Here is a 25996-nt window from a genome sequence, read left to right as displayed (position 1 = left end):
TGTGCGCTGAAGGGGCGCTTTGCACGGGGCGCCCCTTCAACACTTCAAAGCATAGCAACGGCCTCAGGGTTTGCTGGGGCTTGCAGCGTGCGTTCGTCCGCTTTCCCAGCCGCCGCCCAAGGCGAGGAACAAATCGATCTGGCTCATCGCAACCTGGGTGTTGGCGGCGGCCAGTTGCGCGGTGACATCGGTGTAGGTGCGCGTTGCTTGCAGATCAGCGAGGAACGACTCGCGACCGGCCTGGAAGAAGCGGTGGGTCTGGTCGGCCGCCAGCTTTGCCGACTGCTCGGCGTCGGCCAGTGCGTCGCGACGTTGCAGCAATGCGCTGTACTGGGCCAGACCGGTCTGGGTTTCGCGAATGGCGTTGAGCACCACGCCGTCGAAGTGCGCCAAGGCGCCTTGGGTCGCCGCTTCTGCCTCGCGGATTCGCGCACGAGCGCCGTTGGTCGGCACTTTCCAGCTCAGCGACGGGCCAAAGCCCCAGCGGTTGGTCGACGGATCACCCAAGTCATCGATGAGACCAACAGTGCCGATGGTCGCGCCGATACTGATGTCCGGATACAACTCGCCCGTGGCGACGCCGATCCCGGCGGTCGAAGCAGCCAGTCGTCGTTCGGCCTGACGAATGTCCGGACGACGTTTGAGCAGCGCGGCGCCATCGCCGACTGGCACCAATTGGGCGATTTTCGGCAACTCGGCGCAGGTCGCGGTGCCGGCGGGCAACTGATCAACCGGTTTCGCCAGCAGCATCGACAGACGGAACAACCCGGCCTGACGCGCCGCTTCATAGCGCGGCAGGTCGGCGCGCAGGGATTTGAATTGAGTTTGCGAGCGGGTGACCTGGGTTTCGTCGCCACGTCCGGCGTCACGCAGACGCTGGATCAGCGTGGTGCTTTGCGATTGCAGGTCCAGGGAATGCTCGGCGATTTCCCGTTCTTCATTGGCCGCGCAGACTTGGGTGTAAGCACGAACCACGTCCGCCACCAAGGTGATCCGCGCCGTGTCTGCCGCGGCCTGGGTCGCGTCGGCATTGGCCTTCGCGCCTTCGATGCCACGCTGCAAGGTGCCCCACAGATCGAACTGATAAGAAGCACTGATGCCAATGTCGCCGACGTTATCGACCGGGACTTTTTCCGGCAGCAAGAATGCCTGACCAGACTCTTGCAAACGCTGCGCGCCCATCTTCACACCTGCGCTCCAGCCGCCCGCTGCTTCGGCCTCATCGACCTGAGCTCGAGCCCGTTGCAGGTTCGCCGCCGCGACGCGCAAATCGGTGTTGGAGGCCATGGCCTGCTGCACCAGTTGATCCAGCCGCGCATCCTTATAAAGACGCCACCAATCCGCCGGCACCGGCGCCGAGACCACCGGTTTTCCGGCAACCGCCAGTTCGCCCTGAAAATCCTTGCGCTGAACCGCCGCATCCTCCGGCACCTGATAGTCCGGCCCGACCATCTGACAGGCCGAGAGCATCACGCCCAACCCGGCGATCATCAGCGCCCGGTTCATTGCACGGGCTCCTGCTTGCGGTCGTCGCGTGGCTGATCGTCGATGATCGAAACGGTGGCGGTACGCCCGGCGATCATGCGGAAATCTTCCGGTACATCGTCAAAGGCAATCCGCACCGGAATCCGCTGCGCCAGCCGCACCCAGCTGAATGCCGGGTTAACGTTCGGCAGCAAGTTGCTGCCGCTGGTACGGTCGCGGTCTTCGATACCGGCGACGATGCTTTCAACATGCCCGCGCAGTTTGGCGCGGTCGCCGATTACGCGAATATCCACCGACTGGCCGACATGAATGCCGTCGAGTTTGGTCTCTTCGAAATAGCCGTCGATGTGGAACGAATTGCTATCGACCACCGACAACACCGGACGCCCGGCGGTGACGAATTCCTGCGGACGCGGCGCGCGGTCGTTGACGTAGCCGTCGACCGGGCTGCGGATTACCGAGCGGTCGAGGTTGAGCTGCGCACTGTCCACAGTGACCATGGCTTCGGCCAGTGCCGATTGCGCGCGGGCGACCTTCGACTGGCTTTCTTCCAGTTGCTCGGCCGGCACCAGGTTACCGAGGCCACGGTTACGCTTGGCTTCGCGCTGGGCTTGAGCGAGGGTTTCTTCGCGATCAGCGACGGCCGCCTTGGCCTGACGCAGGGCCAGTTTGAAACGGTCCTGATCGATGCTGAACAGCACCTGGCCGCGCTTGATCAACTGGTTGTCTTTCACTTCAACCTGTTGGATCAACCCGGAGACGTCCGGGGCGATCTGGATGATGTCGGCGCGAATATGGCCGTCACGGGTCCACGGCGCGAACATGTAATACATCACCATGCGCCAGACGAGGACAACGGCAAAAGTCACGATCAGCAGGGTCAGTACCACGCGACCGATGGTCAAAAACGGTTTTTTCATGTCATCAGGTATCGACTGAGTGAGTCCACGCCGTACAGAAGCACGGCATAGAGGGCCACGTTGAACAATGCCCGGTGCCAGACCAGACGGTAAAAGTGCACGCGCGTAAGCACGGCATGCACCAGCAAAAACAGCACATAAGTGATGCCCATCAACACCAGCAAGGTCGGCAGGAAAATGCCGCTGATGTCCAGATCACCGATCATAGGGGCGCTCCATCGGGCAGCGGTTCTTCGGAGTCGGCACTGGAGACGAATTCGACGCCGGGCAACAGCGCCAGACGCAAACCGCTCAAGGCGTGCAACAGGTTCAGACGGGTTTCATCGTCGCCGTGTCCATTGAGTGCGCGACGAGTGCGATCCAGGGTCATCAGCAACGGGGCCGGCGCCGGCAAGCGTTCGCCGGCCTTGAGGCAGGCGCGGAAATACTCGCCGACTTCACTGACCACTTGCTGCAACAGCGCGTTCGGCGCGCCGGTCACCCGTGGGGTGTAGGCGAGCAAATCGAGCAGGTTCAGGCCGACACGCACTTCGCGCATGGCGATGCCGGTGTCCTGGCCGGTGAGGGCCAGACGCGGCAGGTGCTGCATCAGTCGATCAAGCAACTGCACGCCCAATTTGCGGTGTTCGGCAAGGTTGGCCGGCTCGGTCATGCGGACGATGTCTTTCCAGCTGAAGCGGGTCAGGCGTTTGGCCGCCAGTTCGGCGCCGAACGGACGCGCCACCAGCGTCCAGATAAACGCGAACAACAGCCCTAACGGACCCGCCAGGTTGGAGTTCACGAAGGCAAAAAAGTCCGCGTCGTAAGCGCCCTGAATACTGATGAACGAGGAGGTGTTGACCAGCGTCAGCAGCATGCCGAGGAAAAACCGCGGCTGTACAGTCAATGTGCCGACGCAGATGAACGGGATGGAAAACGCCAGCACCAGCATCGGGAAATCATGCAGGTTGGGCAGAATCAAAAACAGATAAAGGCTGGCGAACAACACCGACATGCCGGTCCAGAAAAAGAACCGGTAAATCTGCGGTGCCGGGTCGTCCATCGAGGCGAAGAAGCTACAGGCCACCGCGGCGAGAATCACCGCGCTGCCGCCGTCCGGCCAGCCGAGCAGAATCCACAGCACCGAGGCGGTGATGATCGCCAGAACGGTCGAGGCCGCCGAGTAGAGCATCAGCCCACGATCAATGAACGGCGTCAGACGACCGAGGCGCCAGTGACGGTAGACCGCGCGCCAGCTGTCCTGGCGCTCGCAGAGAATCGCGTCCTGCAGACTGCGGCAGTCCTGCCATAAATCGATGAATTCGCCGAGGCGATAAATCGAGTTGGAGAACAGCAGTTGTTTGCGGTCTTGCAGTGCTTCGACGCTCGGTTGCAGGGCTTCGAGCTGATCTTTCAGCGCTTGCCAGCGGTCGAGATCGGCGTCCTGATGAGCGAGCCATTCGCGGGTTGCGGCCAGCAGCGGTGCGAACTTTTCTACCAGCTCTGGTGTGCGCCGCTCTAGGGCGTAGAGCGAATCTTCCAGCGCATCGATCACTGGCAACAGATGAATCATCCGCCCGCGCAGTTCTTTGGTGTTGCGCACGGTTTGCGGTAGTGCGCCTTCGTGGGGCAACTGGCCGATCATCAATTCGAGACTGTTGAAGTTGGCAACCATGGCCATGCGCAGCGCAGTGACTTCTTCGGGCTGCACGTCGCGGCTGAGGAATTTCAGGCTATAGGTCGTTGCGTCGGCGAACCACTTGCTCACGGCATCGTTGAACACCGGCGCCAGACGGCGCGGCCAGAACATCGCGCCGACCACCGCAGCTACGGCGATGCCGAGGAAAATCTCTTCCGTGCGCGCTTCCGCCACGTCCCACACTGCCAGCGGGTTATCCACCACCGGCAAGGCAATCAGCGGCAGGGTGTAACCGGCGAGCATCAATGCGTAGTTGTTGGCCGTGCGCAGTTGCAGGGACAGGAACAACAAAATGCCCGTCCACAGCGCGATGACCACCACCAGTACATACGGGCTCTGCACGAACATCGGCACGAAAAAAACCGCCGCCGCGGCACCGAGAAAAGTCCCGATTGCGCGGTACAAGGCCTTGGAACTGGTCGGGCCGAGAAACGGGCTGGAGACGATATACACCGTGGCCATCGCCCAATACGGACGCGGCATTTGCATGAGCAAGGCGATGTACAGCGCGATCATCGACGCTGCGAAAGTCCGCACCCCGTAGAACCAGTCGCGGGCCGGCGGAATGCCAGAGAAAAAACCGTTCAAGAATTGATCACCACAGGCGGATGGGCCGACTCAAAAGCTCTGAGTACCCGAAGCGTAGCTTCCAGATCGCTTTGCTCGATGCCTTCGAGCACCTCATGACGCAAGCGCACCAGTTCGATCTCGACCGCTTGCACGAGTTCTCGACCGGTGTCGGTCAGGCTCAGGCATTTGGCGCGGCGATCCTGGGCATCTTCGGTGCGGCAGACGTAGCCGGAATGGCACAACTGATCGAGCAGACGCACCAGCGACGGACTCTCCATCCCGGCCGCCTGCGCCACTTGCACTTGGCGCACGCCCTCGCCCAAACGGCCGATCATTAGCAGCGGGACGGCGCAGGCTTCGGAGATTCCATAGTTGACCAGCGTGGTCTGGCAGATCTTCCGCCAATGCCTGGCGGCCACCACCATGGCGCTGCTGATGTTCATCTGGAGAGCGTCGAGTTCGTTCGGCACGAGGAAATGCACACTGTTAGTTTGCTAACTATCAATATCGCATTGGAGGGGAATTTCAGTCAAGTTTTGAAACAAATCTTCCCAAAGTGAGAACATTTAGAGTTCGTCGATCTCTTGAGGAAGGCCAACCTCCTCACGGCGTGAGTGAACGACGGAAGCCAGTTCGAGATCATCCAGCGTGTTCAGTAGATCCTCATACAACGGTGCGGATATCAAATAAGCCACCGTTTGATCCTGATTCTGCAAAGCAATCGGCCCGAATCGGCTGCTTTGGATGATTGCCTCAAGTTTGTCTGCTAATTGCGCAACATTGATTGTTTCTACAGGCAAAAACGGGGGCATCGCTTCGCTCTCCTGGTTCTCAGAACCGGAACGCTACTCCGATGTGGGCTGAAATCAGTCAGGCAATCTGTAATAAGTTTTTGCGCCAGCCCTACGCATCCCGTCCCTTGCGCAACATCACATTCAACTGATCCACCACCTCCGCCCAATCGGCGTCATCCAGAATCTCGTCACGCAAAAACTCCGCTTGGCTCTTCGTCCAGAAAAACGCATCAGCCAAATGCAAGTCGGGTTTGAGCGGGGAATGGGTAGCAATGAATTGGTCAATGCTGGTCGGGTCGTTGTCCAGGCCGAGTTGTTTGAACAGGGATGGGAGAGTGTGGGTTGGTTGCTCCATTGCTGAGTTCCTTCAAAAACGAGGTGTGTGGAAAATTATTCGCGAGCAGGCTCGCTCCCACAGGGAATGCGATCAACTTGTGGGAGCGAGCCTGCTCGCGAAGGCCTCAGTGCCGGCACCACAAAACCTAATCACTCAACTCCCGCACCTCGGCATGCGGCACCATTTTCAGAAACTCCGGCATGCTCATGTGCAGCAGGTAATTGTGGTTGCCCGCCTCCAGATAAATATCCTTTTGCCGCGTCAGCAACGGGTCGATGACCATGTCCAGACCATAAGAGCCACCCAGCGGCGGCACCGCGCCGCGTTCGCAATCATCGAAAATGTGCGCCAGATTGCTTTCGCGGGTCAATTGCCATTCGCCGCTGGTGCGTACCTTGCTCAGGTCCAGATGACGACTGGCCGGCAGCACGGCCATCAGGTAGTGCCCGTGGTGGTCGTCGAGGATGATCGATTTGGCCACGCGCTCGGCGGGCACCCCGGCGACCCGTGCGGTTTCCAGGCTGCTGGACGAGTGTCGGTGGGCGACGATGTCGTATTCGCAGTGCGCCCGGTTCAGGCTGCTCTGTACTTTTCTTGCCATGCGCATGATGCACCTCGGTGTTGCGCTGAACGGTGGTTGCCGTGTCTTTGAGTCTAGTTCGGCGAGGGGTTGGCGCAGAGAATTCCGCCCACTGGACACATCCGCACATTGATCAAAATTCAACCAGCGCAACCCTCAACTAGACTGTAAGAACCAGCCATGACGCTCGCGGAGGGTCACGTGAACAGCCGATGTTGTGCGTTTGCCTTGCTCCTGCTGATCAGCGGTTCAGCCCTCGCCGCCGACACTTCACTGCCGCCGATGAGTCCGGTCGGCTTGTGGCTGATCACCTTGGGTATCGTGTTCCTGATCGCTGAAGCTGCACTGCCCAATTACGGCGTCATTGGCCTGGGCGGCATCATCATGTTCGTCATCGGTGCGCTGATTCTGAGCAACGCCGAGTTGCCGGTGCCGATGATGATCGGCCTTGGTCTGATCAGCGCTCTGTTGTTGATTGCGCTGCTGATCCGCGCCCTGAAAACCCGCCCGCGACACGCCGTCAGTGGCGACGCCGGCCTGCTCGGCAGCGTGACCGCGATCACCACGGTGCATCCGGGCGATGCCCGTAATGGCTGGGTGCAACTGCAAGGTGAGCGCTGGCAAGTGCTCAGCGCCACTCCGCTGCACACCGGGCAATCGGTGCGCGTGGTGGCTCGCAAGGGATTGTTGCTGCAAGTGGCCGCGACTGACGCGGCGCCACTCGGAGAGTGATTATGGGTCTGCAAATCGGTTTTGTTGCGCTGCTGTTACTGGTCATTGCCTTGGCCGGCTCGACGTTTCGCATCCTGCGCGAGTACGAACGCGGCGTGGTGTTCCAGCTCGGCCGCTTTTGGCAGGTCAAAGGCCCAGGCCTGATCCTGCTGATCCCGGTGGTCCAGCAAATGGTCCGGGTCGACCTGCGCACCGTGGTGCTCGATGTGCCGCCGCAGGACGTGATCACCCGCGACAACGTCTCGGTCAAGGTCAACGCCGTGCTGTATTTCCGCGTGCTCGATCCGCAGAAGGCGATTATTCAGGTTGAGGATTATCTTTCTGCCACCAGCCAACTGGCGCAAACCACCCTGCGCGCCGTGCTTGGCAAGCATGAACTGGATGAGCTGCTGGCCGAGCGCGAGCAGTTGAACATCGACATCCAGCAGGTACTCGACGCGCAGACCGACGCCTGGGGGATCAAGGTCGCCAACGTCGAAATCAAGCATGTCGATCTCAACGAATCGATGGTCCGCGCCATCGCCAAACAGGCGGAAGCCGAGCGCGAACGGCGGGCCAAGGTGATTCACGCCGAAGGCGAACTGCAAGCCTCGGAAAAACTCATGCAGGCAGCGGAAATGCTCGGTCGCCAGCCTGGCGCAATGCAGTTGCGCTATATGCAGACCTTGAGTTCGATTGCCGGGGACAAGAGTTCGACGATTGTCTTTCCGTTGCCGATTGAATTGCTCAAGGGCATGGCGGATTTGTCGGGGAAATCCTGACCCGCCTATTCACCCGCAGGTTTGGGCACGAACAAGCGTGCTTGCATCCCGCCCGCGTGGACTTCAGCGCTGGTCTGCCAGGTCGCAGGTAGCGGTGAGAACTCTTGTGGCTCATCGACGGTTCCGACCAGCCAGACCCGGCCTCCGGCTGGCAGCTCGGTCAGGCTGTTCAGATAGACATCACTCGTTACCAGCGTGCCGAACCCGTACTCATTTGGCCGCGTCGATTGGCCATCGGCATTCGGTGGAGTGAAGAGGCGCACCTGCGCCCCGGTGCGATCGTAGTAGACGTAGCTCAGATACCAGAGCATGTCGCTGGTGACGATGCGGTCACCGGGAAGGAAATGCTGGTTGACGTACTTCACGACCGTGTCGAGTTGATCATGCGTGTCGACCGTGGCGTTGTTGTTTACGCCGACCAGTTCCACGGCGATCAGCGACACCAGCACTGCCAATGCCAACATCCGCACGCGGCTGTACAAACGGTCGATGGCCAACGCCGTCAGCATCGGCAAGCCAAGGGCATACGCCGTCAGATAACGCTCAATGAATACCGGCGTAATGAACGACACCAGATACACCAGCAATAGCGGCAGCCCGGTGTACAGCGCCAGCAGAACACTGCCGCGCGACACACTGCGATCGCGCATCACCGCGATGACTGCCAGCCCCAGCATCGCCAGCGGCAACGCCGCGAAAATCAGCCACGGCAAACTTTCACCGTCATCCTGAATCAACCATAACCAGATCATCGACGGCAGCGAACTCAACGTAACGGCAGGCTCCCAACCGACATCGCCACCGGCCTCAAGCTGCTGCATGTGCTGCGTCAAATCAAGCAGGTTGGGCAGCCAAGGCAGATACAAAGTAACGATGGTCAGGTTCGCCAGCCACCAGTTCCAGCGCTGGATGTGCCGGAACCGGTAACCACGCTGTACGCGGATCGCGATCAGATAAAGCCAGTGACACAGCGCCGCGAGCACGGCGAAATAGTGGGTGTAGAGCGCCGCGCTCATCAGCAGCAGGTAATACACCAGATAGCGCTGGCGTTGCGGGCGGCGGATCCAGTAGACCAGCGCCAGGCTCGCGGCGAGCAGCAGCGCCCCGAGCAGCGCGTACATGCGCACTTCCTGGCTGTAGCGCACCGCGGTCGGCAACAGCGCCAGCAACACACCGGCGATGAACGCTGCGCGACGGGTGGCCAGGCGATCCACCAGCCACACGCCCAGCCCCACCGCCGCAATGCCGGCCAGCGCACTGAGAGAGCGGACCGCCAGAATGCCGTCCCCGAACAATTCGACCCAGCCATGCAGCAGCATGAAGTACAGCGGCGGATGCACATCGAATGCCGCGTGCTGCCAAATTTCACTCAGCGAATAGCGCCCCAGCAGCAGACTGGAACCTTCATCGCCCCAGATCGCTGCCGCGGTCAGATCATAAAAACGCACGAATGCGGCCAGCGCCAGGATCGGCCAGAGCCAGTGATTTTTTACCCAGCGCACCCAACGCAGGCTGCCGAACCAGGAGCCGGGCGCGGCAAACGGATCTTGCGTGTCGCCCATTGGCGTGACTCTGTTCGCCGCCATTGCTGCCTCTTGCCGCGCCGCAGCGCCACGAGAGTATGACGCGCCAGCCTGCCCATCACTTTAGGTCAGCCACGGCAGAACCGTCGATGTCGGTTTGTGCTTTCACGACGCCCGGCGTCATTGCCGCCATTTGCCCTTCCGGGTAAACCGACTGCCATCCCCCACCCAACGCCTTGTACAACCCGACCATCGCCAGCGAAACGCCGGTCGAACTCTCCACCCACTGTTCCTGCGTTGCCAGCAGCGCGCTTTGCACGGTGAGGACGTTGACGAAATCGACCACACCTTCGACGTATTGCTGTTGCGCGGTGCGCAGGGCGATCTGGTTCTGGCGGACGGCTTCGGCGAGGCTGTCGCGGCGGCGCTGGCTGGCGTTGTAGACGGTCAGTTGATCGTCGATTTCATGCCAGGCACGCAGCACGGTTTGCTGGTAGCCGATCGCCGCTTCCTGTTGTTGCGCTTCGCGCAGTTGCAGCATGCCGCGCAGGCGTCCGCCATCGAACAGCGGCAGACTGAATTGCGGGCCGATGCCGAAGGCGCGTGAACCCCACGAGCCAAAGTCGCTGAGTTGCATGGCTTGCGAGCCGAGGTTGCCCGACAGGGTGATGCGCGGATAGAAGTCGCCTTTGGCTACACCGATATTGGCGGTAGCAGCATGCAGGCGCGCTTCGGCCTGACGGATGTCCGGGCGGCGTTCGGCAAGTTGTGACGGCAGACCGATGGCGACTTGCAGCGGCGACTGCGGCACGGCGGCGTCTGTGGATAACTCCTTAGCCAATGCCTGTGGCGGTTCGCCCATCAGCAAGCTGATCGCGTTGATCAACTGCGATTGACGTTGCTCCAGCGCCGGCAATCGCGATTCGATCGCGGCGACTTGCGCGGCGGCTTCGGCGACGTCGAGGTCAGTCGCCACACCGTCGGCCAGACGCAGTTGCGAGAGCTTCAGGCTATGGCGGGCGACGTCGAGGTTCTGCTCGGTGACGGCGCGGGTGTTTTGTACACCGCGCAGCTGAATGTAGTTTTGCGCCGTGTCAGCGAGTACGGCCAATAACACCCCGCGACGGTCGTTTTCGGCGACTTCGAGGTTTGCATCGGCGGCTTCGGTTTCGCGACGTACGCGGCCCCAGAAATCCAGTTCCCATGAGGCGGAGAAACCGGCGTCCCACAGGTTGAAGGCGGAATCGCCGTTGTGTCCGGACGGGTCGTTCAGGCCCTCGCTGCTGTTGCGTTTGCGCGCGTAACTGCCCGTGGCGGCGGTGCTCGGATAACGGTCAGCGGTGATCACCTGGCGGGCGGCGCGGCTTTGCTGCAGACGGCTGCTGGCCAGTTGCAGGTCGAGGTTGCTCTGCACCGCACGCTGAGTGAGTGCGGAGAGTTGCGCGTCGTGGAAGACCTCCCACCATCGTTCGTTGAGGGGTTCGCTGACAGCTTGGCTGGGGGCTGACTTGGCCGGCTTAGTCCAGTCGGCGATTTGTGTGGCTTCGGGTTTCTGGAAGTCTGGGCCGACGGTGCAGGCGGTGAGGCTTGCTGTCACCAAGGCGCTGAAAATGAGTGGCCGCCACTGACCCCATCGCTGGCAAGCCAGCTCCCACAGGGATTGTGCAGGTTGTCCAAATTGTTCAGCCCCACCGACGGAACCTGTGGGAGCAGGCTTGCCAGCGATGAGGCCAGTCGAATTACCACCCATCATCGCTGGGTCACCTCACGCACGGATTTCTCTGAACTGCGCGTATCAATACTCGCCTCCACCGACATCCCCACGCGCAACCGCTCGGCGAGCGGCTGACCCGGTTCCAGCATGATCTTCACCGGAATCCGCTGCACCACCTTGGTGAAATTACCCGTGGCGTTATCCGGTTTCACCGCCGCAAAGGTCACGCCTGTGGCTGGCGCAATACTTTCCACGCGACCGCTCAAGGCTTCACCACCAAGGCTGTCGACGCGCACCTGCACCTCTTGCCCCGGCTGCACATCCGTCAGTTGCGTCTCCTGAAAATTCGCCACGACATAAGCCCGCTGCAACGGCACAACCGCGAGCAGCTTGCTGCCCGGCGTCACATAGGCGCCGACGCGCACGGCGCGCTCGCCGATCATGCCATCCTGCGGCGCGGCGATGCGCGTGTAGGAAAGTTCGAAACTGGCGATTTCCAGTGCCGCTTGCGCGTGTTTCAGACTGCCTTCGGCGGCGTCACGTTGAGCGGTGAGGATGTCGACTTGCTTGCGCTCTGCCGCCAGCTTCGCCGTGGCGGTGTCGAGATGAGCCGTGGCCTGATCGATGCGCGTGCGCGCCTGTTGCGCGTTTTGCACAGTACCGGCGCCGACGCCGGCGAGATGGTTGTAGCGATTCAATTCCTGTTGAGCGAAAGCCATTTCAGCCTTGGCTGAGACCACCGCAGCTTGCGCCTGAGCAATTACCGAAGTCTGGCGCTCCAGCGTCGCTTTGGCATTCTGCAACTGTGCCCGCGCGACCAGGGTTTGCGCATCCGCCGCCTCGGCTGAAGCGCGCAAATCGCGATCATCGATCAGCGCCAGCAACTGCCCGGCTTTGACCTGCTGGTTGTCCTCCACCAAGACTTCCTTGATAAACCCGGCCACGCGCGGCACGACGAGCGTGTAGTCGGCGGAGACAAAGGCGTCGTTGGTGTTTTGCTGAGTACGTTTGCCAAACACGCCGGGCAGCGCCAGGTAAACCAGCACGCCGACCGCCAGTGCGGCGGCGATGGCCACCGCGAGTTTTTGCTTTGCTTGAGTCGTCATAAAAACCTTCTGTTTCAGTACAGCGATCAGGTCGGCGCGCGCGGCGGAAAGATCCGCGTCGGCAGCCAGAAAATCAGCAGGATCAACGCCACCGCGACGCCGGCCATGCACACATAGAGATCGGAAGAAGTCAGCACCACGGCCTGTTCGTGCAGGCGATGGGCGAGGCCCGGATCGCTGCGGTCGGCCAGCGGCGAATTGCCGAGGCTGTCGACCAGCATGGTCGAATGGAAATGCAGACGCGCGGTGGTCAGCGCTTCGATCACCCCGGTAGCGACCACGGCCGCCAAGCCTTTCACCGTGTTGAACCACGCGGAGGCGAACGGCCCGTCCTGCGGCTGGATACTGCCGGTGGACAACATCAATAGCGGCAACACCGACATCGGCTGACCGAAGATCTGCAGCCATTGCAGGACGTAGAAATTGTCGCGAATCCATTCTGAAGTCAGCAGCGATCCGCCCAGGCAGGACAGCGTCAACATGCTCAAACCCATGCCAAGCACCCAGCGGCAATCGACCCAGCGCAGGTTGCACAACGCTGCCACCAACGGCAGCGCAATCAGTTGCGGCAAAGCGGCGATCAGCATGATCGGTGCGGTCTGCGCCGGGCGATAACCCTGCACCTGCGCCAGATAACTCGACGGAATCAACACCACCGCCTGCAGAACTAACAGCACACCGGCCAGGGTCATCAAGGCGAACGACAGGTTGCGGATACCGAGCATCTGCAATTTGAAAAACGGAATCGGCTGCGACCACTCGTTGATCAGAAACGCCACCAGCAGCAGCGAACCGGCGCCGAGCAATCCGCAGATCAGGCTCGACTCGAACCAGTCCAGCCGATTACCTTGCAGCAAACCGATCACCAGCATGCAGATCGCTGGAAAACCCAGCAGCAGGCCTTTCCAGTTGAACGATTTGAGGCGTTCCAAACGCAGCGGGTCCTGCGGGATGCCCCATGCGACCATCGTCATGGCGATCAGACAAGGCACGATGATTTGCCAGAACGTCCACTGCCAGCCGACGTATTCAGTCCACAACCCGGCCAGCGGCGTGCCGAGGCCGGGGCCGAATGTCGCCGTCAGTGCGTAGCCGGCCAAGCCATAGAGTTTGATATTGGCGGGCAGAAAACGCAGGGCCACGGTCATCAGCATCGGCGGCAATGCGCCACCGGCCAGACCTTGCAGGATGCGCATCAGCAGCAGACTTTCGTAGTTCGGCGCGAATGGACACAGCACGCCGAGCAAGGTGAACAGACCGATCGCGCAAAGGGTGAAGCGGCGCAGCGAGAAGGTCACCGAACACCACGGCGCGAAGGCCATGGCCGCGACCGAGGTGGCGGTGTAGCTGGCGACCAGCCAGGTGCCTTCGTCGTAACCGATGTGCAACCCGCCACGGATGTCGGCCAGGGCCACCTTGGTGACCATCTCGTTGAGGCCCGACACCAGCACCGCCAGCAGCACGCCGACCAGGCCAATGATGATCCGCGCCCCGAACACCGGTGGCGCGGCCGCCGTCGCCGGGCTGGCCGCAGCGATGGGCACCGCAGCCGACAGGGATGTCATGAATACACACTCCGGAGGGAAAAATACCGGAGCATCTTAGTCGGGCTTGGCAATGACGAAAATTGACTTATTGGCAGGTTATAAGTGCGCCAGACACAATCATTAAAAGCAAAAGATCGCAGCCTTCGGCAGCTCCTACAGGGATATGCATTCCAATGTAGGAGCTGCCGAAGGCTGCGATCTTTTGATCTTTAGGGTTGTGCAGCCAGCCAGGTTTCGTCGCAACAGGCCTTGAGGGTTTCGCGCAGCCAGCGGTGCGCGGGGTCCTTGTCGAATCGAGGGTGCCAGGCTTGAGTCAGCATCAACGTCGGCAACGGGATTGGCAGGTCGAATGAGCGCAGTTTCAAACCGAGCCGGCGCACACTCAGCAGAGCTTCTTTGGGAACCGGCAGGATCAGGTCGGAATCAGGCAACGCAAACATCGCCGCATGGAAACTCGGCGCGATCACCGCGACGCGCCGCTCCAGACCCAGCGCATTCAGCGCGGTATCAATCGGGCCGCGAGCGATGCCGCGGCGCGACATGCTGATGTGGGAAAACCCGGCATAGCGCTCGGCAGTGATTTCACCGTCGAGCAATGGATGATCTTCTCGCACCAGTCCCACGAAGTGCGTCGAAAACAGATTCTGCACTTTGACTTCAGGAGTGACAGGGCGGGTATTACTGACGCTCAAATCGATGCGCCCTTCACGCAGGGCTTCATCGTCGCCATCGCCTTCCGGGACGAAGCGCAACTCACAGTGCGGCGCCAGTTGATCGAGGGTGTCGAACAGCTTGCCGCCGTAGACGCCGATGAAGAAGTCATTGGCGCGGATGCTGAAGCGCCGGCGCAGCGTGCCCAGTTCCACCGAGTCGGCCGAGCGGAACAGCAGCGCGGCCTGCTCGACCACATCGCGCACCTGCTCGCGCAACTCCAGCGCTTTGGGGGTTGGCACCAAGCCACGTCCAGCACGCACGAGGATCGGATCACCGATCGCTTCGCGGATCCGCGTCAGGGTTCGGCTCATGGCGGCCGGGCTGAGGTTCATCCGCCGCGCGGCGCCGACCACACTGCCCTCGTCGAGCAAGGCGTCAAGGGCGACCAGAAGGTTCATGTCCGGGAGTTGCATGCTGAGCACTCATGGCTGATCAGGATTGATCTGGGCGCAATGCTAGCAAACATCCTTCAAGTATGGCGCTGGCATGACTGACGCTATCGCGAGCAGGCTCACTCCTACATTGGATCTTCAGTGTCTACAGATTTTGTGTACTACGCAGATCCCTTGTAGGAGTGAGCCTGCTCGCGATGAGGCCAGACGCAACGCCACAGAGTTACCGCTGCATCCCCCACCGCTTAACGGTCACCCGCTCCAGCGTATCGAACACCAGATTCTCCACCAGCAACCCGATCAAAATCACCACCGCCAACCCGGCAAACACCTTGTCGGTGTACAGCTCATTACGGTTCTGGAAGATGTACCAGCCCAACCCGCCCTTGCCACTGGTCGCGCCAAACACCAGTTCCGCCGCAATCAACGTGCGCCAGGCAAACGCCCAGCCAATCTTCAGCCCCGCCAGAATCGACGGCAGCGCCGCCGGGATCAGGATGAACAGCACCAGTCGCAAACCCTTCAGACCATAGTTGCGACCCGCCATGCGCAGGGTTTCGGAAACCCCGAGGAACCCGGCATAGGTGTTCAGCGCCAACGCCCACAACACCGAATGCACCAGCACGAAAATCAGGCTGTTCTGCCCCAGGCCAAACCACAGCAGCGCCAATGGCAGCAGGGCAATCGCCGGCAACGGGTTGAACATCGAAGTCATCGTGCTCAGCAGATCACGGCCCAACTGCGTCGATACGGCCAACGTGGTCAGGGCGAACGCCAAAACGATGCCGATCAGATAACCCTTGATCAGCACCACCAGCGATATCCACACCTTGGCCAATAACTCACCACTGAGCAGCCCGTCGAACAACGCATGGCTGGTCTGCAAGAAACTCGGCAGCATCAGGTCGTTGTTCTGAATCCGCGCGACCACTTCCCACACGACTGCGAGCACAATCAGGATCAGGCCTTTACGCAGCCAGCCCTGTTGCCACAGCCGCGTGCCGAGCGACAACTCCCGCTCGACCGGCACTTCAGTCAGCGGCTCCAGAACAATTTCAAACTCTTCACGCACAGATGATGAATGGCTCATCGGGTAATCCTCCTGGCCGCTCAATAGGCAATGCGAATGTCATTGAAGTCGTGGTCACGCTCGGTTTCCGGCGACTGGCCTTCATCGAACAACAAACGATGAATGCGCCGCGCCGATTCCTGAAACGCCACGCCACCGAGGCTGTGCAGATCGTATTGATGGCTGTGCACTTCGGCGCGCACTCGGCCGGGATGCGGCGACAGCAGCAGGATGCGATTACCGACCACCAGCGCCTCTTCAATCGAGTGGGTGACGAACAGCAGAGTGAAGCGCACCTCTTCCCAGAGCAGCAGCAACTCTTCCTGCATCTTGCGGCGGGTCAGCGCATCGAGTGCGGCGAACGGTTCGTCCATCAAGAGGATTTTCGGCTGCATCGCCAACGCCCGGGCAATCGCCACGCGCGCTTTCATGCCGCCGGACAAGGTGTGCGGATAGGCATCGGCGAATGCCGCCAGTCCGACCTTTTCCAGATAGTGCAGCGCACGCTCTTCGGCTTCTTTTTTCTTCAGGGTGCGTGATGCAAGCAGCGGAAACATCACGTTCTGTTTGACGGTTTTCCACGGCGGCAGTTGATCGAATTCCTGAAACACTACGATGCGGTCCGGCCCCGGCGCGTCGACGCGCTGGCCTTGCAGACGGATCTCGCCTTCGCACGGTTGAATGAACCCGGCGACCGCCTTCAGCAACGTGGATTTGCCGCAACCGGACGGGCCGAGCAGCACGTAGCGATCGGCCGGATCAATTTCAAAACTGACTTGGTGGGTGGCACGCACCACGCGTTGCGGCGTGCGGTATTCGAGGCTGACATGATCGACCGCCAGCAACGCGTCGCTGCGGGCGATCGGGTTGCTGGCCGCGTGGCCTGGCAAGGGAGCGTTCATTTTTTGATCAATCTCCGGCGAATCAGAAAGGCGCGTCGCCCTGAATGGTCGTGCGGTACAGCTTGCGGCGCAGGTGCGCCGGGCAGCCGGCGGCGAGATGGATCAGCGAACGGTTGTCCCAGAACACCAGATCGTGGGGCTGCCACTGATGGCGGTAGATGTTCTGCGGCAGCACGCTGTGGGCGTACAGCTCGCTCAGCAGCTGCTGGCTCTCGTCCTCCGGCAGGCCGACGATGCGTGTGGTGAAACCTTCGCTGACGAACAACGCCTTGCGGCCGTTTTCCGGGTGCGTACGCACCACCGGGTGCACCACTTCCGCGACCTGGGCCAGTTGCTCCGGGGTCAGGGTCGGGCGCCAGTTGCCTTCGAATTTGGTTTCGCTGTAGCGCGCCGTGTAGGAATGCGCAGCGCTGCGGCCTTCGACCGCTTTGCGCAATGCCTCGGGCAAGCTGTCCCAGGCTTTGTGCATATCGGCGAACAGGGTGTCGCCACCCTCGGACGGCAACTCCTGCGCGTGGAGCATCGAACCGAGGCTCGGCAGCTCTTTATAAGAGAGGTCGGAGTGCCAGAACTTGCCGGCATCGCCGAGGCCGATGTTCTGGCCGTTTTCGACGATGTTGGAAACGATGAGGATTTCCGGGTGGTTGGCCAGCAGGAACTGCTTGAGCACATGGATCTGCAACACGCCGAAGCGGCGGCTGAAGTCGATTTGCTGTTGCGGGGTGATTTGCTGGTCGCGAAATACCACGACGTGGTGATCCAGGTGCGCGCGATGAATGCGCGCAAAGTCCTGATCATTGATCGGCCGGCTGAGGTCAAGGCCAATGATCTCGGCGCCGACGGCACCGCTGAACGGGCGGATTTCAAAGGATTGCGGCGCGGCGGTCGCGGCGCTTGGGGAAGCAGTAGCTGCGGACATCTTTCCATCTCCCACGCACGGCGCGCTCACGGGCGCGCTCGTCGATCAGACACTCACGCTGGATTGCGTGTTGGTTCAGGTCGTGCGGCGCGCCGATTGGTCGGCAGGTACGCAGGGGGATGACTTTATAGCTATAAGAATCGGAAATTAAATACCGTTAATGAATAACGATATGGCGATTGGTGCGGAATGGACTGAGTGGTGAGTGACGGTTTTTGTCACTTCCTGACAGAGATGTGGTGTTTGGGCTGCCGCTATCGCGAGCAGGCTCACTCCTACAGGGATCGCATTCCTCTGGAGAAATGCGGTTACTGTAGGAGTGAGCCTGCTCGCGAAGAGGCCGTCAGCAGCGCTGAAGATCTAGCGCTCGTGCAACGCCTCTGCCCGCGCACGGATGATCGGTTTGAGCAGATAACTCAACACCGACTTCTTGCCGGTAATGATGTCCACCGACGCGACCATCCCCGGGATGATCAGCAACGGCTTTTCATCGGTACCCAAGTGGCTGCGCTCAGTACGCACCTTGATGATGTAGTACGTGGTTTTCTTGTCTTCGTCGGTAATGGTGTCGGCACCAATCTGCTCAAGCTTGGCTTTGAGCCCGCCGTAAATGGTGTAGTCGTAGGCGGTGAACTTGACGATCGCTTCCTGCCCCGGATGCAGGAAGGCAATGTCTTGCGGGCGGATCTTGGCTTCGACCAGTAGTGTGTCGTCTAGCGGTACGATTTCGACCATGTCGCTGCCCGGCTGGATCACGCCGCCGATGGTGTTGACCAGCAACTTGTTGACGATGCCGCGCACCGGCGATGTCACCAGCGTGCGGCTGACGCGGTCCTCCAGTGCCTTGCCGGTCGCGCTGGCCTTGTTCAGGTCGGTGCGTGCTTCGTTGAGTTGGGTCAGCGCTTCGCTGCGGAACTTGCCGCGCGTCTCGTCGATCTTGCGCTGAACTTCCTTGATCGCCGATTCGGCACGGGGAATGGCCAGCGTCGTTGCATCCAGCTGACCACGGGTTTCCACCTCGGCACGCTTCAGACGCAAGACCTCCACCGGGGACACCGCGCCCTGCGCCACCAGCGGCTCGGACATGTTGATTTCCTGGCGCTGCAAACCGAGCTGCTGACGATACTGCGCTTGCTTGGAGGCGAATTCGCGCAGCTCTTGCTGACGCTGAATCAACTGCTCCTGCAAACCACCAATCTCGTCGTGCAACTGCTGACGGCGGCTGATGTACAGCGACTCTTCGCTTTTCGCCTGACCGGGCACGGCTTTGAGCACGTCCTCGGGGAAATTCAGCGGACGGTCATCGACCTCGGCGCTGAGGCGTTCTACGCGCAGCAGCATCGACAGGCGATCGGCTTCGGTTTCACCGACGTTTGACGCAAATCGCGTGTCGTCTAGACGAATCAGCGGTGCACCGGCTTCGACAATCTGGCCTTCCTTGACGAACAGTTCGGAGATGATCCCGCCCTCAAGGTTCTGGATTTTCTGGATCTTCGACGACGGAATCGCTTTGCCGTCGCCCTTGGTCACTTCGTCGATCACGGCGAAGTTGGCCCACAGCAGCAGAAAGATAAAGAAGCCGATGATCGCCCAGATGGTCAGGCGCACGACGCGCGGGGCGTCCTCGATCAGCGCTTTGTTGACCTCCGGCAGTGGCTGACCCTGCAGTGATGCCGAGCCTTTGAAGTAGCGACGGATCGAATCCTTGAAACCCGACTTAAGCAACACTGATCTGCCCCTTCTTCAACGCTTCCATCACGGCGGCTTTCGGGCCATCGGCGAGAATTTGTCCACGGTCGATCACCAGCAGACGATCGACCAGCGACAACAGTGAAGCCCGGTGCGTCACCAGCACCACGGTCTTGTTTTCAATCACCGCGGCGAGGCGTTGCTTGAGGCGTTCTTCACCGGTGTTGTCCATCGCACTGGTCGGCTCGTCCATCAGCAGGATCGGCGGATTGAGCAACAGCGCCCTGGCCAGTGCGACGTTCTGCCGTTGACCACCGGAGAGGTTCTGCCCGCGCTCGCCGACTTGCAGCTCGTAACCTTGTGGATGCAGACGGGCGAATTCGTGGACGCCGGCCAGTTCGGCGGCTTGCAGGACGAGCTCGTCTTCTACATAACGGGCGCCGGAGACGAGGTTGTCACGCAGGGTGCCGGCCAGCAGTTGGATGTCTTGCGGCACGTAGCCAATGTTGTAGCGCAGTTCGCTGACGTCGATCTGACGGATATCCACACCGTCGACCAGCAGCGCGCCGTCGTCCGGCTGATACAGGCCGACCAGCAATTTCGCCAGCGAACTCTTGCCCGAGCCGCTGCGGCCGATGATGCCGATCTTCTCGCCGGGACGAATCACCAGATTGATGTTCTTCAGCGCCGGGTTCTGTTGTTCCGGGTAAGTGAAGCTGAGCTGGCGGCACTCGATCGCGCCTTGCAAAACCTTGCGGCTCAGCGGGCGCTCTTCAAAATTGCGCTCTTGCGGCAACTCCATCATCTGGTCGACCGAGGTCATGGTCACGCGGGCTTGCTGATAACGGGTCAACAGACCCGACAGCGAGGCCAACGGGCTCAGTGCGCGACCGCTGAGCATGTAGCAGGCAATCAGACCGCCCATGCTCAGGTTGCCGGCGATGATCTGGTACACGCCGAAGACGATCATGATCACCCCGGCCAGTTGCTGGATCAGCAGGGTGATGTTCATCGCCAGGCCGGAGAGCATTTTCACCCGCAGCTCGAGGCGGCTGAGGGTGCCGATGGTCTGTTCCCACTGGTACTGGCGTTCGCTCTCCGCGTTATTGACCTTCACCGCGTCGAGACCGGCGAGGGTTTCGATCAGGCTCGACTGGCGCTCGGCGCCAAGGGCCATGGTGCGCTCCATGGTCGCCACCAGCGGCTTCTGCAAGGCGTAGCCGATCAGCAGGGCAATCGGGAACGCCAGCACCGGAATCCACACCAGATGCCCGCCGAGAATGGCGATGACGATGAAGATCAGGATGGTGAACGGCAGGTCGATCAGGCTGGTCAGGGTCAGCGAGGCGAGGAAGTCGCGCAGGCTCTGAAATTCGTGGATGTTCTGCGCGAAGCTGCCGACTCGCGCCGGACGGTATTTCATCGCCATGCCGACGATGCGCTCGAACAGCGTCGCGGAGATGATCAGGTCGGTTTTCTTCCCGGCCAGATCCAGGCACAGGGCGCGCAGACTCTTGAGGATCAGGTCAAAGATGTAGGCGCCGGTGATGCCCAACGCCAGAACCCACAGGGTCGCTTCGGCCTGGTTCGGCACCACGCGATCGTAGACGTTCATCACGAACAGCGGCGCGGCCATGGCGATGATGTTGATCAGGAAACTCGCGGCAATCGCATCGGCGTACAGCCAGCGCGAACGCTTGAGGGTGTCGCGGAACCACGAGCGCGCACGCGGAATCAGCGTGCCGTGGTTGACGTCGAATTTGTGTTGCGGCTGGGCGAAGAAGACTTTGCCGGTGTAATCGTCGGTCAGCAATTCACGGCTGACAATCGACTCGCCGCCGTCGGTTTCGCTGAGCAGCACCCGGGCTTCATTGTCACCCTGCCAGCCGAGCAGGACAGCGCTGCGGCCATCCTTGAGCAGCAGCAAGGCCGGCATGGCGATCGCCGGAATTTCTTCCAGTTTGCGCTGCAATACCCGACCTTGCAGGCCGGCGCGAGCTGCCGCGCGGGGCAGCAACTCGACACTCAGGCGTTGTTTGGGCAGCGGCAGTCCGGTGGTCAGCATCGCCGCGCTGGCGGGCTTCTGGTGCAGCATGCAAAGGGCGAGCAGACCGTCCAGTAACGGATCGTCGTGCAGCGCGCGTGGATCATGACTGAGTTGAACTCGACTGACTTCTGATTCCACGCTCGACACTCTTTGACAGTTGAAAAGGGATAACTCAATTCATCCCAGGCAGCTGGACCTTGGGCTTGACGTCGTTTTGCACAACGGATGCCAACGGTGCGACCACTCCCTGGCTTCTGAGCAGCTCGCCCATGGTCGCCTTGATTCGGTACTGAGTAAATAACTGAATGTTTTTGATTTCAGCCAGACGCCGCGAAGCGGTGAACAACTCGTTTTCGCTGTCGAGCAAATCAAGCAGAGTTCGTTCACCGAGGCTGAACTGACGCTGGTAGGCGGTGCGCACCGAGGTGCTGTGATCGACGTATTGCTGCGCGATCGGCACCTGCGCGTTAGCGTTGTTCAAGGCGTTCCAGGCCAGGCCCAGCTCTTCGTTCAACTGACGCAGGGCGTTGTTGCGAATATCCAAAGCCTGGTTCGACAGGTACGACTTGGATTCCAGATCGGCCTTGTTGCTGCCACCGGAATAGAGGTTGAAGCGCATGCGCAGCATGGCTTGCCATTCGTTGTTGTGACCGTTCTGGCCGTCGAGATCGTTGTCGGCGGTGCGACCCAGTTCGGCGTCGAAACGTGGGTAGAAGGTCGACTTGGCGGTTTCGTATTGCTTCTCGGCGGCGGCGATGTCGGACTCGGCCGAACGCAGGATCGGGCTGTTTTCCAGCATCTGCTGGCGGGCTTCATTGAGGTTGGCCGGCATCATCGCCATGAACGGCGCCGGACGCTCGAGCTGATCGGGCATCTGGCCGACGGCGCTGAGGAAGTTGGTTTCCGAGTCGGCGAGGTTGGTCTGCTCGGTGATCAGGTTGTTACGGGCCTGAGCCATTCGCGCTTCGGCCTGATCGAGGTCGGCACCGCTGCCGACGCCACGCTGGGTGCGCAACTGGATCTGGTCGTAGATGCGCTGGTGGCTCTTGAGGTTGTCCTCGGCCAGACGCACGAATTCGCGCCGGGTCAGCACATCCAGGTAGACCTGGGCGACGGTCAGCGCGGTGCGCTCGGAAGTACCGAGCAACGAGTAAGCGCGGGAGTTGACGGTGGCTTGTTGACGCCCGACCTCGCTGGACGTCGCAAAACCGTCAAAGACCATTTGCGAGAGACGTAAACTTGACTCGCTACGATTCAGGGTTTCGTAGTGGTTACCGGAATTGGCGCGGGTGGTGACGCTGTCGGTACCCTCACGGCCATAACCGCCGAGCAGATCGACCTTCGGCAGGTATCCACCTTTTGCCGCTCTTAACTGATAATCCGCAGCCAAACGACTGTTGACCCCTGCCTGGATTTCCGGATGGACATCCAGTGCCTGCTGCATGGCTTCTGGTAAGGATTGTGCTTGTACAAAAGAGGCGGCGAGGGCGAAGGGTACGGCGAAAAGCAGGGGCGAACGCATGATAGGAATTTCCCAGAACTTCTTGTCTTGAATCACAGCAAAACGTGGCGCTGCGTCGGATGATGGCAACCAGATTGACCGTATGTCGGAAAGTTCAAAACAGGAACTGGATCACACGCTGAAGGACAGGTCGCCGCGGAAATATCAATGTGACATTAGTGGGGCGATTGTTTAGGATGGCACCCAGAAGGTCAATAGTTTGGCATAAAGTTAATAGCGAAAGAATCTAGCCAAATTATTGACGAAAAGACGCGTCAAACTTGTTTCGCAAATTTTTAAAGTACGTCCAGACTGAATCGGCGCCCATGCCGTCAGGTCCATGGAAGTCAACTGAACGTGACACCCGGAGAGTCTTCAATGAGCAGTGTTGTTGCCATCGTCAAAAGCATTGTCGGTCAGGTATTCGTGGTGTCCCCAGAGGGCGTGCGTCGCGTACTCGTTGAAGGCGATCGTCTGTTTGTCGGCGACCAGATCGACACCGGCCTCTCCGGCGCCGTGTCGCTTGAATTGGCCGATGGCCGCACCCTTGATCTGGGCCGTGAAACTCAGTGGAGCGCCAACGCGCCCGACTCCAGCACTGATTTGGCCGAAGCCACCGCGCAGGCAGCGCCGTCGGTAGCCGAACTGCAGCAAGCCATCGCCGCCGGTGTCGACCCGACCACCGCGCTGGACGCTACTGCTGCCGGCCCAAGCGCCGCAGGCACGGGCGGTGCTGCCGGTGGCGGTCACAGCTTCGTGATGCTCGATGCCACCGCTGGCCGCGTTGACCCGACCATTGGCTTCCCGACCGCAGGCATCAACGCTGCCGGTCAAGCTGCGCAAAACATTACCGGCGGCCAGACCACCGATACCACCACCAACGCCCTGCGTGATTCGACCCTGAGCCTCAGCGCCACGCCGTCCATCACCGAAGCCGGCGGTGTGCTGGTGTACACCGCGACCCTGACCCAGGCGCCGCTGACCGACTTGACCATCACCCTGTCCAACGGCGCGGTGATCGTGATTCCGGCCGGTGCAACCACCGGCACCGTCAACGTGCCACTGGCGCCGAACGACACCGTTTATAACGACCCGACCCAGATCGACGTGACCGTCACCGGCACCACCGGCGGCAATGGCATCACCGTGACCCCGCCGACCACTCCGGCCACGACCCAGGTCACCGACACCATCGACACCACCACCGTCACCCTGACGGCCGGGCCGAGTGTCACCGAAGGCGGCCAGATCACCTACACCGCGACCCTGACCAACCCGGCGCAAACCCCGGTGACCGTCACCCTGTCGAACGGCTCGACCATCACCATCGGCGCCGGCCAGACCACCGGCACCGTCAACGTGCCGACTCCAGCCAACGACGTCTATAACAACGGCAGCACCGTCACCACCACCATCACCGGTGCGACTGGCGGCAACTTCGAAAACCTGGTGCCGAACCCGACGCCAGCGGTGACCACCATCACCGACTCGATCGACACCACCAACCTGACCCTGACTGCCACCGGCACAGTGGTCGAAGGCGGCCAGATCACCTACACCGCGACCCTGACCAACCCGGCGCAAACCCCGGTGACCGTCACCCTGTCGAACGGTTCGACCATCACCATTGAGGCTGGCCAGACCACCGGCACCGTCAACGTGCCGACGGCGGCCAATGACGTCTACAACAATGGCGGCACTGTCAGCACCACCATTACTGGCGCCAGCGGCGGCAACTTTGAAAACCTGGTGCCAAACACCACGCCAGCCACCACCACGGTTACCGACTCGGTCGACACCACCAGCGTGAGCCTCACCGCTACCGGCACCGTCGTCGAAGGCGGCCAGATCACCTACACCGCGACGCTGACCAACGCAGCGCAAACTCCGGTGACGATCACCCTGTCGAACGGTTCGACCATCACCATTGACGCCGGCAAAACCACCGGCAGCGTCAACGTGCCGACCGCGGCCAACGACGTTTACAACAATGGCAGCACCGTCAGCACCACTATCACCGGCGCTACCGGCGGCAATTTCGAAAACCTGGTGCCGAACACGACGCCAGCGACCACCACCATTACCGACTCGATCGACAACACCAACCTGTCGCTGACGGCCACCGGCACCGTGGCGGAAGGGGGTTCGATCGTTTACACCGCGACCCTGACCAATCCGGCCGGCACGCCGGTAACCGTGACCCTGAGCAACGGCTCGGTGATCACCATCGACGCGGGCAAAACCACTGGCACCGTGACCGTTCCGGCGCCGGCCGATGATGTCTATAAAGACGCAGGCAAAGTCGAAGTCACCATCAAGGATGCGACTGGCGGCAACTTCGAGAATCTGCTGCCGAGCACTGTCCCGGCCGTGACCGAAGTGACCGACACTATCGATACCTCGACCGTGAAACTGACGGCTGATACCTCGGTTGCTGAAGGTGGCACCGTCACCTACACCGCCACCGTTGGCGCCCCGGTGACCGGTTCGCCTGTCGTGGTAACCCTGGCCAACGGTCAGAGCATCACCATTGAAGTCGGTAAAACCACCGGCAGCGTGACCACCACCGCGCCAAATGACGCGTTGACCGGCAACGCACCGCTGACGAATTCGATCACTGGCGTTTCGGGTGGTAATTACGAAGATCTGGTCGCCGACAAGACCCCGGTATCGACCAGCGTTACCGATGTTGCCGACACCACCAACCTGTCGCTGAGCGCAACCGGTTCCGTGGCTGAGGGTGGTTCGATTGTTTACACCGCCACGCTGACCAATCCGGCCGGCACGCCAGTCACCGTGACCCTGAGCAACGGCTCGGTGATCACCATTGAGGCCGGCAAAACAACCGGCACCGTGACTGTTCCGGCACCAGCCGATGACGTTTACCAAGACGCCGGCAAAGTCGAAGTGACCATCAAGGACGCCACCGGCGGCAACTTCGAAAACCTCGTTCCGAGCACCGTTCCGGCCGTCACCGACGTGACCGATACCGTCGATACCACCACCGTCAAACTGA

Annotated in this window: 22 protein-coding genes; 3 read left to right on the top strand and 19 right to left on the bottom strand. The window is 60.9% G+C overall.

From position 1 onward, the window contains the following. Nucleotides 1-63: 63 nt before the first annotated feature. The 8 genes from CKW38_RS22300 to CKW38_RS22265 all read right to left on the bottom strand — a co-directional run bounded on the left by CKW38_RS22300 (nt 64) and on the right by CKW38_RS22265 (nt 6391). Nucleotides 64-1506, bottom strand: a complete 1443-nt coding sequence (locus CKW38_RS22300; protein ID WP_007917701.1) for an efflux transporter outer membrane subunit — start codon at nt 1504-1506, stop codon at nt 64-66. Further along, entirely contained in the window at nt 1503-2405 is a 903-nt protein-coding gene (locus tag CKW38_RS22295) for an HlyD family secretion protein (protein ID WP_007917702.1), read from the bottom strand. Before CKW38_RS22295 ends, CKW38_RS22300 begins: the two co-directional genes overlap by 4 nt. Next, nucleotides 2402-2611 (bottom strand): DUF1656 domain-containing protein, encoded by a 210-nt coding sequence (locus tag CKW38_RS22290; protein WP_007917703.1) that lies wholly within the window; start codon nt 2609-2611, stop codon nt 2402-2404. The genes CKW38_RS22295 and CKW38_RS22290 overlap by 4 nt, the downstream gene beginning before the upstream one ends. Beyond that, nucleotides 2608-4671: an FUSC family protein gene (locus CKW38_RS22285; protein ID WP_007917704.1), complete on the bottom strand. Its 2064-nt coding sequence runs from the start codon at nt 4669-4671 to the stop codon at nt 2608-2610. The genes CKW38_RS22290 and CKW38_RS22285 overlap by 4 nt, the downstream gene beginning before the upstream one ends. Beyond that, entirely contained in the window at nt 4668-5096 is a 429-nt protein-coding gene (locus tag CKW38_RS22280; RefSeq protein WP_095113886.1) for a MarR family winged helix-turn-helix transcriptional regulator, read from the bottom strand. The genes CKW38_RS22285 and CKW38_RS22280 overlap by 4 nt, the downstream gene beginning before the upstream one ends. A 123-nt stretch (nt 5097-5219) precedes the next feature. Next, complete coding sequence (locus CKW38_RS22275; RefSeq protein ID WP_095113885.1) at nt 5220-5465, bottom strand: hypothetical protein; 246 nt, start codon at nt 5463-5465, stop codon at nt 5220-5222. Nucleotides 5466-5556: 91 nt separating this feature from the next. Continuing rightward, nucleotides 5557-5802 (bottom strand): DUF2789 domain-containing protein, encoded by a 246-nt coding sequence (locus CKW38_RS22270; RefSeq protein WP_095113884.1) that lies wholly within the window; start codon nt 5800-5802, stop codon nt 5557-5559. Nucleotides 5803-5929: 127 nt separating this feature from the next. Beyond that, complete coding sequence (locus tag CKW38_RS22265; protein WP_007917709.1) at nt 5930-6391, bottom strand: aminoacyl-tRNA deacylase; 462 nt, start codon at nt 6389-6391, stop codon at nt 5930-5932. Nucleotides 6392-6565: 174 nt separating this feature from the next. On the opposite strand from CKW38_RS22265, the gene CKW38_RS22260 reads away from it, so the two are divergent. Further along, on the top strand, nt 6566-7096 hold the full coding sequence (locus CKW38_RS22260; RefSeq protein WP_176472361.1) for an NfeD family protein: 531 nt from the start codon (nt 6566-6568) through the stop codon (nt 7094-7096). Nucleotides 7097-7098: 2 nt separating this feature from the next. Further along, nucleotides 7099-7857, top strand: coding sequence for a slipin family protein (locus CKW38_RS22255; RefSeq protein ID WP_007917711.1), 759 nt, complete (start codon nt 7099-7101; stop codon nt 7855-7857). A 5-nt stretch (nt 7858-7862) separates the two neighbouring features. On the opposite strand, the gene CKW38_RS22250 is transcribed toward CKW38_RS22255, so the two are convergent. The 11 genes from CKW38_RS22250 to CKW38_RS22200 all read right to left on the bottom strand — a co-directional run bounded on the left by CKW38_RS22250 (nt 7863) and on the right by CKW38_RS22200 (nt 23001). After that, the gene (locus CKW38_RS22250) at nt 7863-9443 is read right to left on the bottom strand and encodes a glycosyltransferase family 39 protein (RefSeq protein WP_095113882.1); all 1581 of its coding nucleotides are present in this window, start codon (nt 9441-9443) and stop codon (nt 7863-7865) included. A gap of 55 nt (nt 9444-9498) precedes the next feature. Continuing rightward, nucleotides 9499-11133, bottom strand: a complete 1635-nt coding sequence (locus CKW38_RS22245) for an efflux transporter outer membrane subunit (RefSeq protein ID WP_256588435.1) — start codon at nt 11131-11133, stop codon at nt 9499-9501. Continuing rightward, nucleotides 11130-12200 carry an HlyD family secretion protein gene (locus CKW38_RS22240; protein ID WP_095113984.1) on the bottom strand — a complete coding sequence of 357 codons (1071 nt, stop codon included), beginning with the start codon at nt 12198-12200 and terminating at the stop codon, nt 11130-11132. Before CKW38_RS22240 ends, CKW38_RS22245 begins: the two co-directional genes overlap by 4 nt. 26 nt (nt 12201-12226) lie before the next feature. After that, complete coding sequence (locus CKW38_RS22235; RefSeq protein WP_095113881.1) at nt 12227-13765, bottom strand: MFS transporter; 1539 nt, start codon at nt 13763-13765, stop codon at nt 12227-12229. A gap of 191 nt (nt 13766-13956) precedes the next feature. Further along, nucleotides 13957-14874: a LysR family transcriptional regulator gene (locus CKW38_RS22230; RefSeq protein WP_016985559.1), complete on the bottom strand. Its 918-nt coding sequence runs from the start codon at nt 14872-14874 to the stop codon at nt 13957-13959. Between the two features lie 202 nt (nt 14875-15076). Next, complete coding sequence (locus CKW38_RS22225) at nt 15077-15943, bottom strand: ABC transporter permease (RefSeq protein WP_007918317.1); 867 nt, start codon at nt 15941-15943, stop codon at nt 15077-15079. Nucleotides 15944-15963: 20 nt separating this feature from the next. Next, nucleotides 15964-16824 (bottom strand): ABC transporter ATP-binding protein, encoded by an 861-nt coding sequence (locus CKW38_RS22220; protein WP_007918315.1) that lies wholly within the window; start codon nt 16822-16824, stop codon nt 15964-15966. Between the two features lie 22 nt (nt 16825-16846). Beyond that, on the bottom strand, nt 16847-17743 hold the full coding sequence (locus CKW38_RS22215) for a TauD/TfdA family dioxygenase (RefSeq protein ID WP_095113880.1): 897 nt from the start codon (nt 17741-17743) through the stop codon (nt 16847-16849). Nucleotides 17744-18103: 360 nt separating this feature from the next. After that, entirely contained in the window at nt 18104-19471 is a 1368-nt protein-coding gene (locus tag CKW38_RS22210) for an HlyD family type I secretion periplasmic adaptor subunit (protein WP_007918311.1), read from the bottom strand. Next, the gene (locus CKW38_RS22205; protein WP_095113879.1) at nt 19461-21617 is read right to left on the bottom strand and encodes a type I secretion system permease/ATPase; all 2157 of its coding nucleotides are present in this window, start codon (nt 21615-21617) and stop codon (nt 19461-19463) included. Before CKW38_RS22205 ends, CKW38_RS22210 begins: the two co-directional genes overlap by 11 nt. A 34-nt stretch (nt 21618-21651) precedes the next feature. Then, nucleotides 21652-23001: a TolC family outer membrane protein gene (locus CKW38_RS22200; protein ID WP_016985554.1), complete on the bottom strand. Its 1350-nt coding sequence runs from the start codon at nt 22999-23001 to the stop codon at nt 21652-21654. A 357-nt stretch (nt 23002-23358) separates the two neighbouring features. On the opposite strand from CKW38_RS22200, the gene CKW38_RS29880 reads away from it, so the two are divergent. Next, nucleotides 23359-25996, top strand: a 2638-nt coding sequence (locus CKW38_RS29880) for a retention module-containing protein (RefSeq protein WP_141232680.1), incomplete at its 3' end; no start/stop codon positions are given.

Source organism: Pseudomonas sp. Irchel 3H7, assembly GCF_900187605.1.
Taxonomy (GTDB): Bacteria; Pseudomonadota; Gammaproteobacteria; order Pseudomonadales; family Pseudomonadaceae; genus Aquipseudomonas.
Note: the sequence above shows the minus strand (reverse complement) of the source record. Positions and strands in the feature narration are given on the sequence as shown.

Coding starts and splice junctions, on each gene's coding strand:
- CKW38_RS22200 (WP_016985554.1), bottom strand. CDS start 23,001: ATGCGTTCGCCCCTGCTTTTCGCCGTACCCTTCGCCCTCGCCGCCTCT.
- CKW38_RS22235 (WP_095113881.1), bottom strand. CDS start 13,765: ATGACATCCCTGTCGGCTGCGGTGCCCATCGCTGCGGCCAGCCCGGCG.
- CKW38_RS22220 (WP_007918315.1), bottom strand. CDS start 16,824: ATGAACGCTCCCTTGCCAGGCCACGCGGCCAGCAACCCGATCGCCCGC.
- CKW38_RS22280 (WP_095113886.1), bottom strand. CDS start 5,096: ATGAACATCAGCAGCGCCATGGTGGTGGCCGCCAGGCATTGGCGGAAG.
- CKW38_RS22225 (WP_007918317.1), bottom strand. CDS start 15,943: ATGAGCCATTCATCATCTGTGCGTGAAGAGTTTGAAATTGTTCTGGAG.
- CKW38_RS22215 (WP_095113880.1), bottom strand. CDS start 17,743: ATGTCCGCAGCTACTGCTTCCCCAAGCGCCGCGACCGCCGCGCCGCAA.
- CKW38_RS22245 (WP_256588435.1), bottom strand. CDS start 11,133: ATGATGGGTGGTAATTCGACTGGCCTCATCGCTGGCAAGCCTGCTCCC.
- CKW38_RS22230 (WP_016985559.1), bottom strand. CDS start 14,874: ATGCAACTCCCGGACATGAACCTTCTGGTCGCCCTTGACGCCTTGCTC.
- CKW38_RS22295 (WP_007917702.1), bottom strand. CDS start 2,405: ATGAAAAAACCGTTTTTGACCATCGGTCGCGTGGTACTGACCCTGCTG.
- CKW38_RS22265 (WP_007917709.1), bottom strand. CDS start 6,391: ATGCGCATGGCAAGAAAAGTACAGAGCAGCCTGAACCGGGCGCACTGC.
- CKW38_RS22240 (WP_095113984.1), bottom strand. CDS start 12,200: ATGACGACTCAAGCAAAGCAAAAACTCGCGGTGGCCATCGCCGCCGCA.
- CKW38_RS22270 (WP_095113884.1), bottom strand. CDS start 5,802: ATGGAGCAACCAACCCACACTCTCCCATCCCTGTTCAAACAACTCGGC.
- CKW38_RS22290 (WP_007917703.1), bottom strand. CDS start 2,611: ATGATCGGTGATCTGGACATCAGCGGCATTTTCCTGCCGACCTTGCTG.
- CKW38_RS22275 (WP_095113885.1), bottom strand. CDS start 5,465: ATGCCCCCGTTTTTGCCTGTAGAAACAATCAATGTTGCGCAATTAGCA.
- CKW38_RS22300 (WP_007917701.1), bottom strand. CDS start 1,506: ATGAACCGGGCGCTGATGATCGCCGGGTTGGGCGTGATGCTCTCGGCC.
- CKW38_RS22255 (WP_007917711.1), top strand. CDS start 7,099: ATGGGTCTGCAAATCGGTTTTGTTGCGCTGCTGTTACTGGTCATTGCC.
- CKW38_RS22250 (WP_095113882.1), bottom strand. CDS start 9,443: ATGGCGGCGAACAGAGTCACGCCAATGGGCGACACGCAAGATCCGTTT.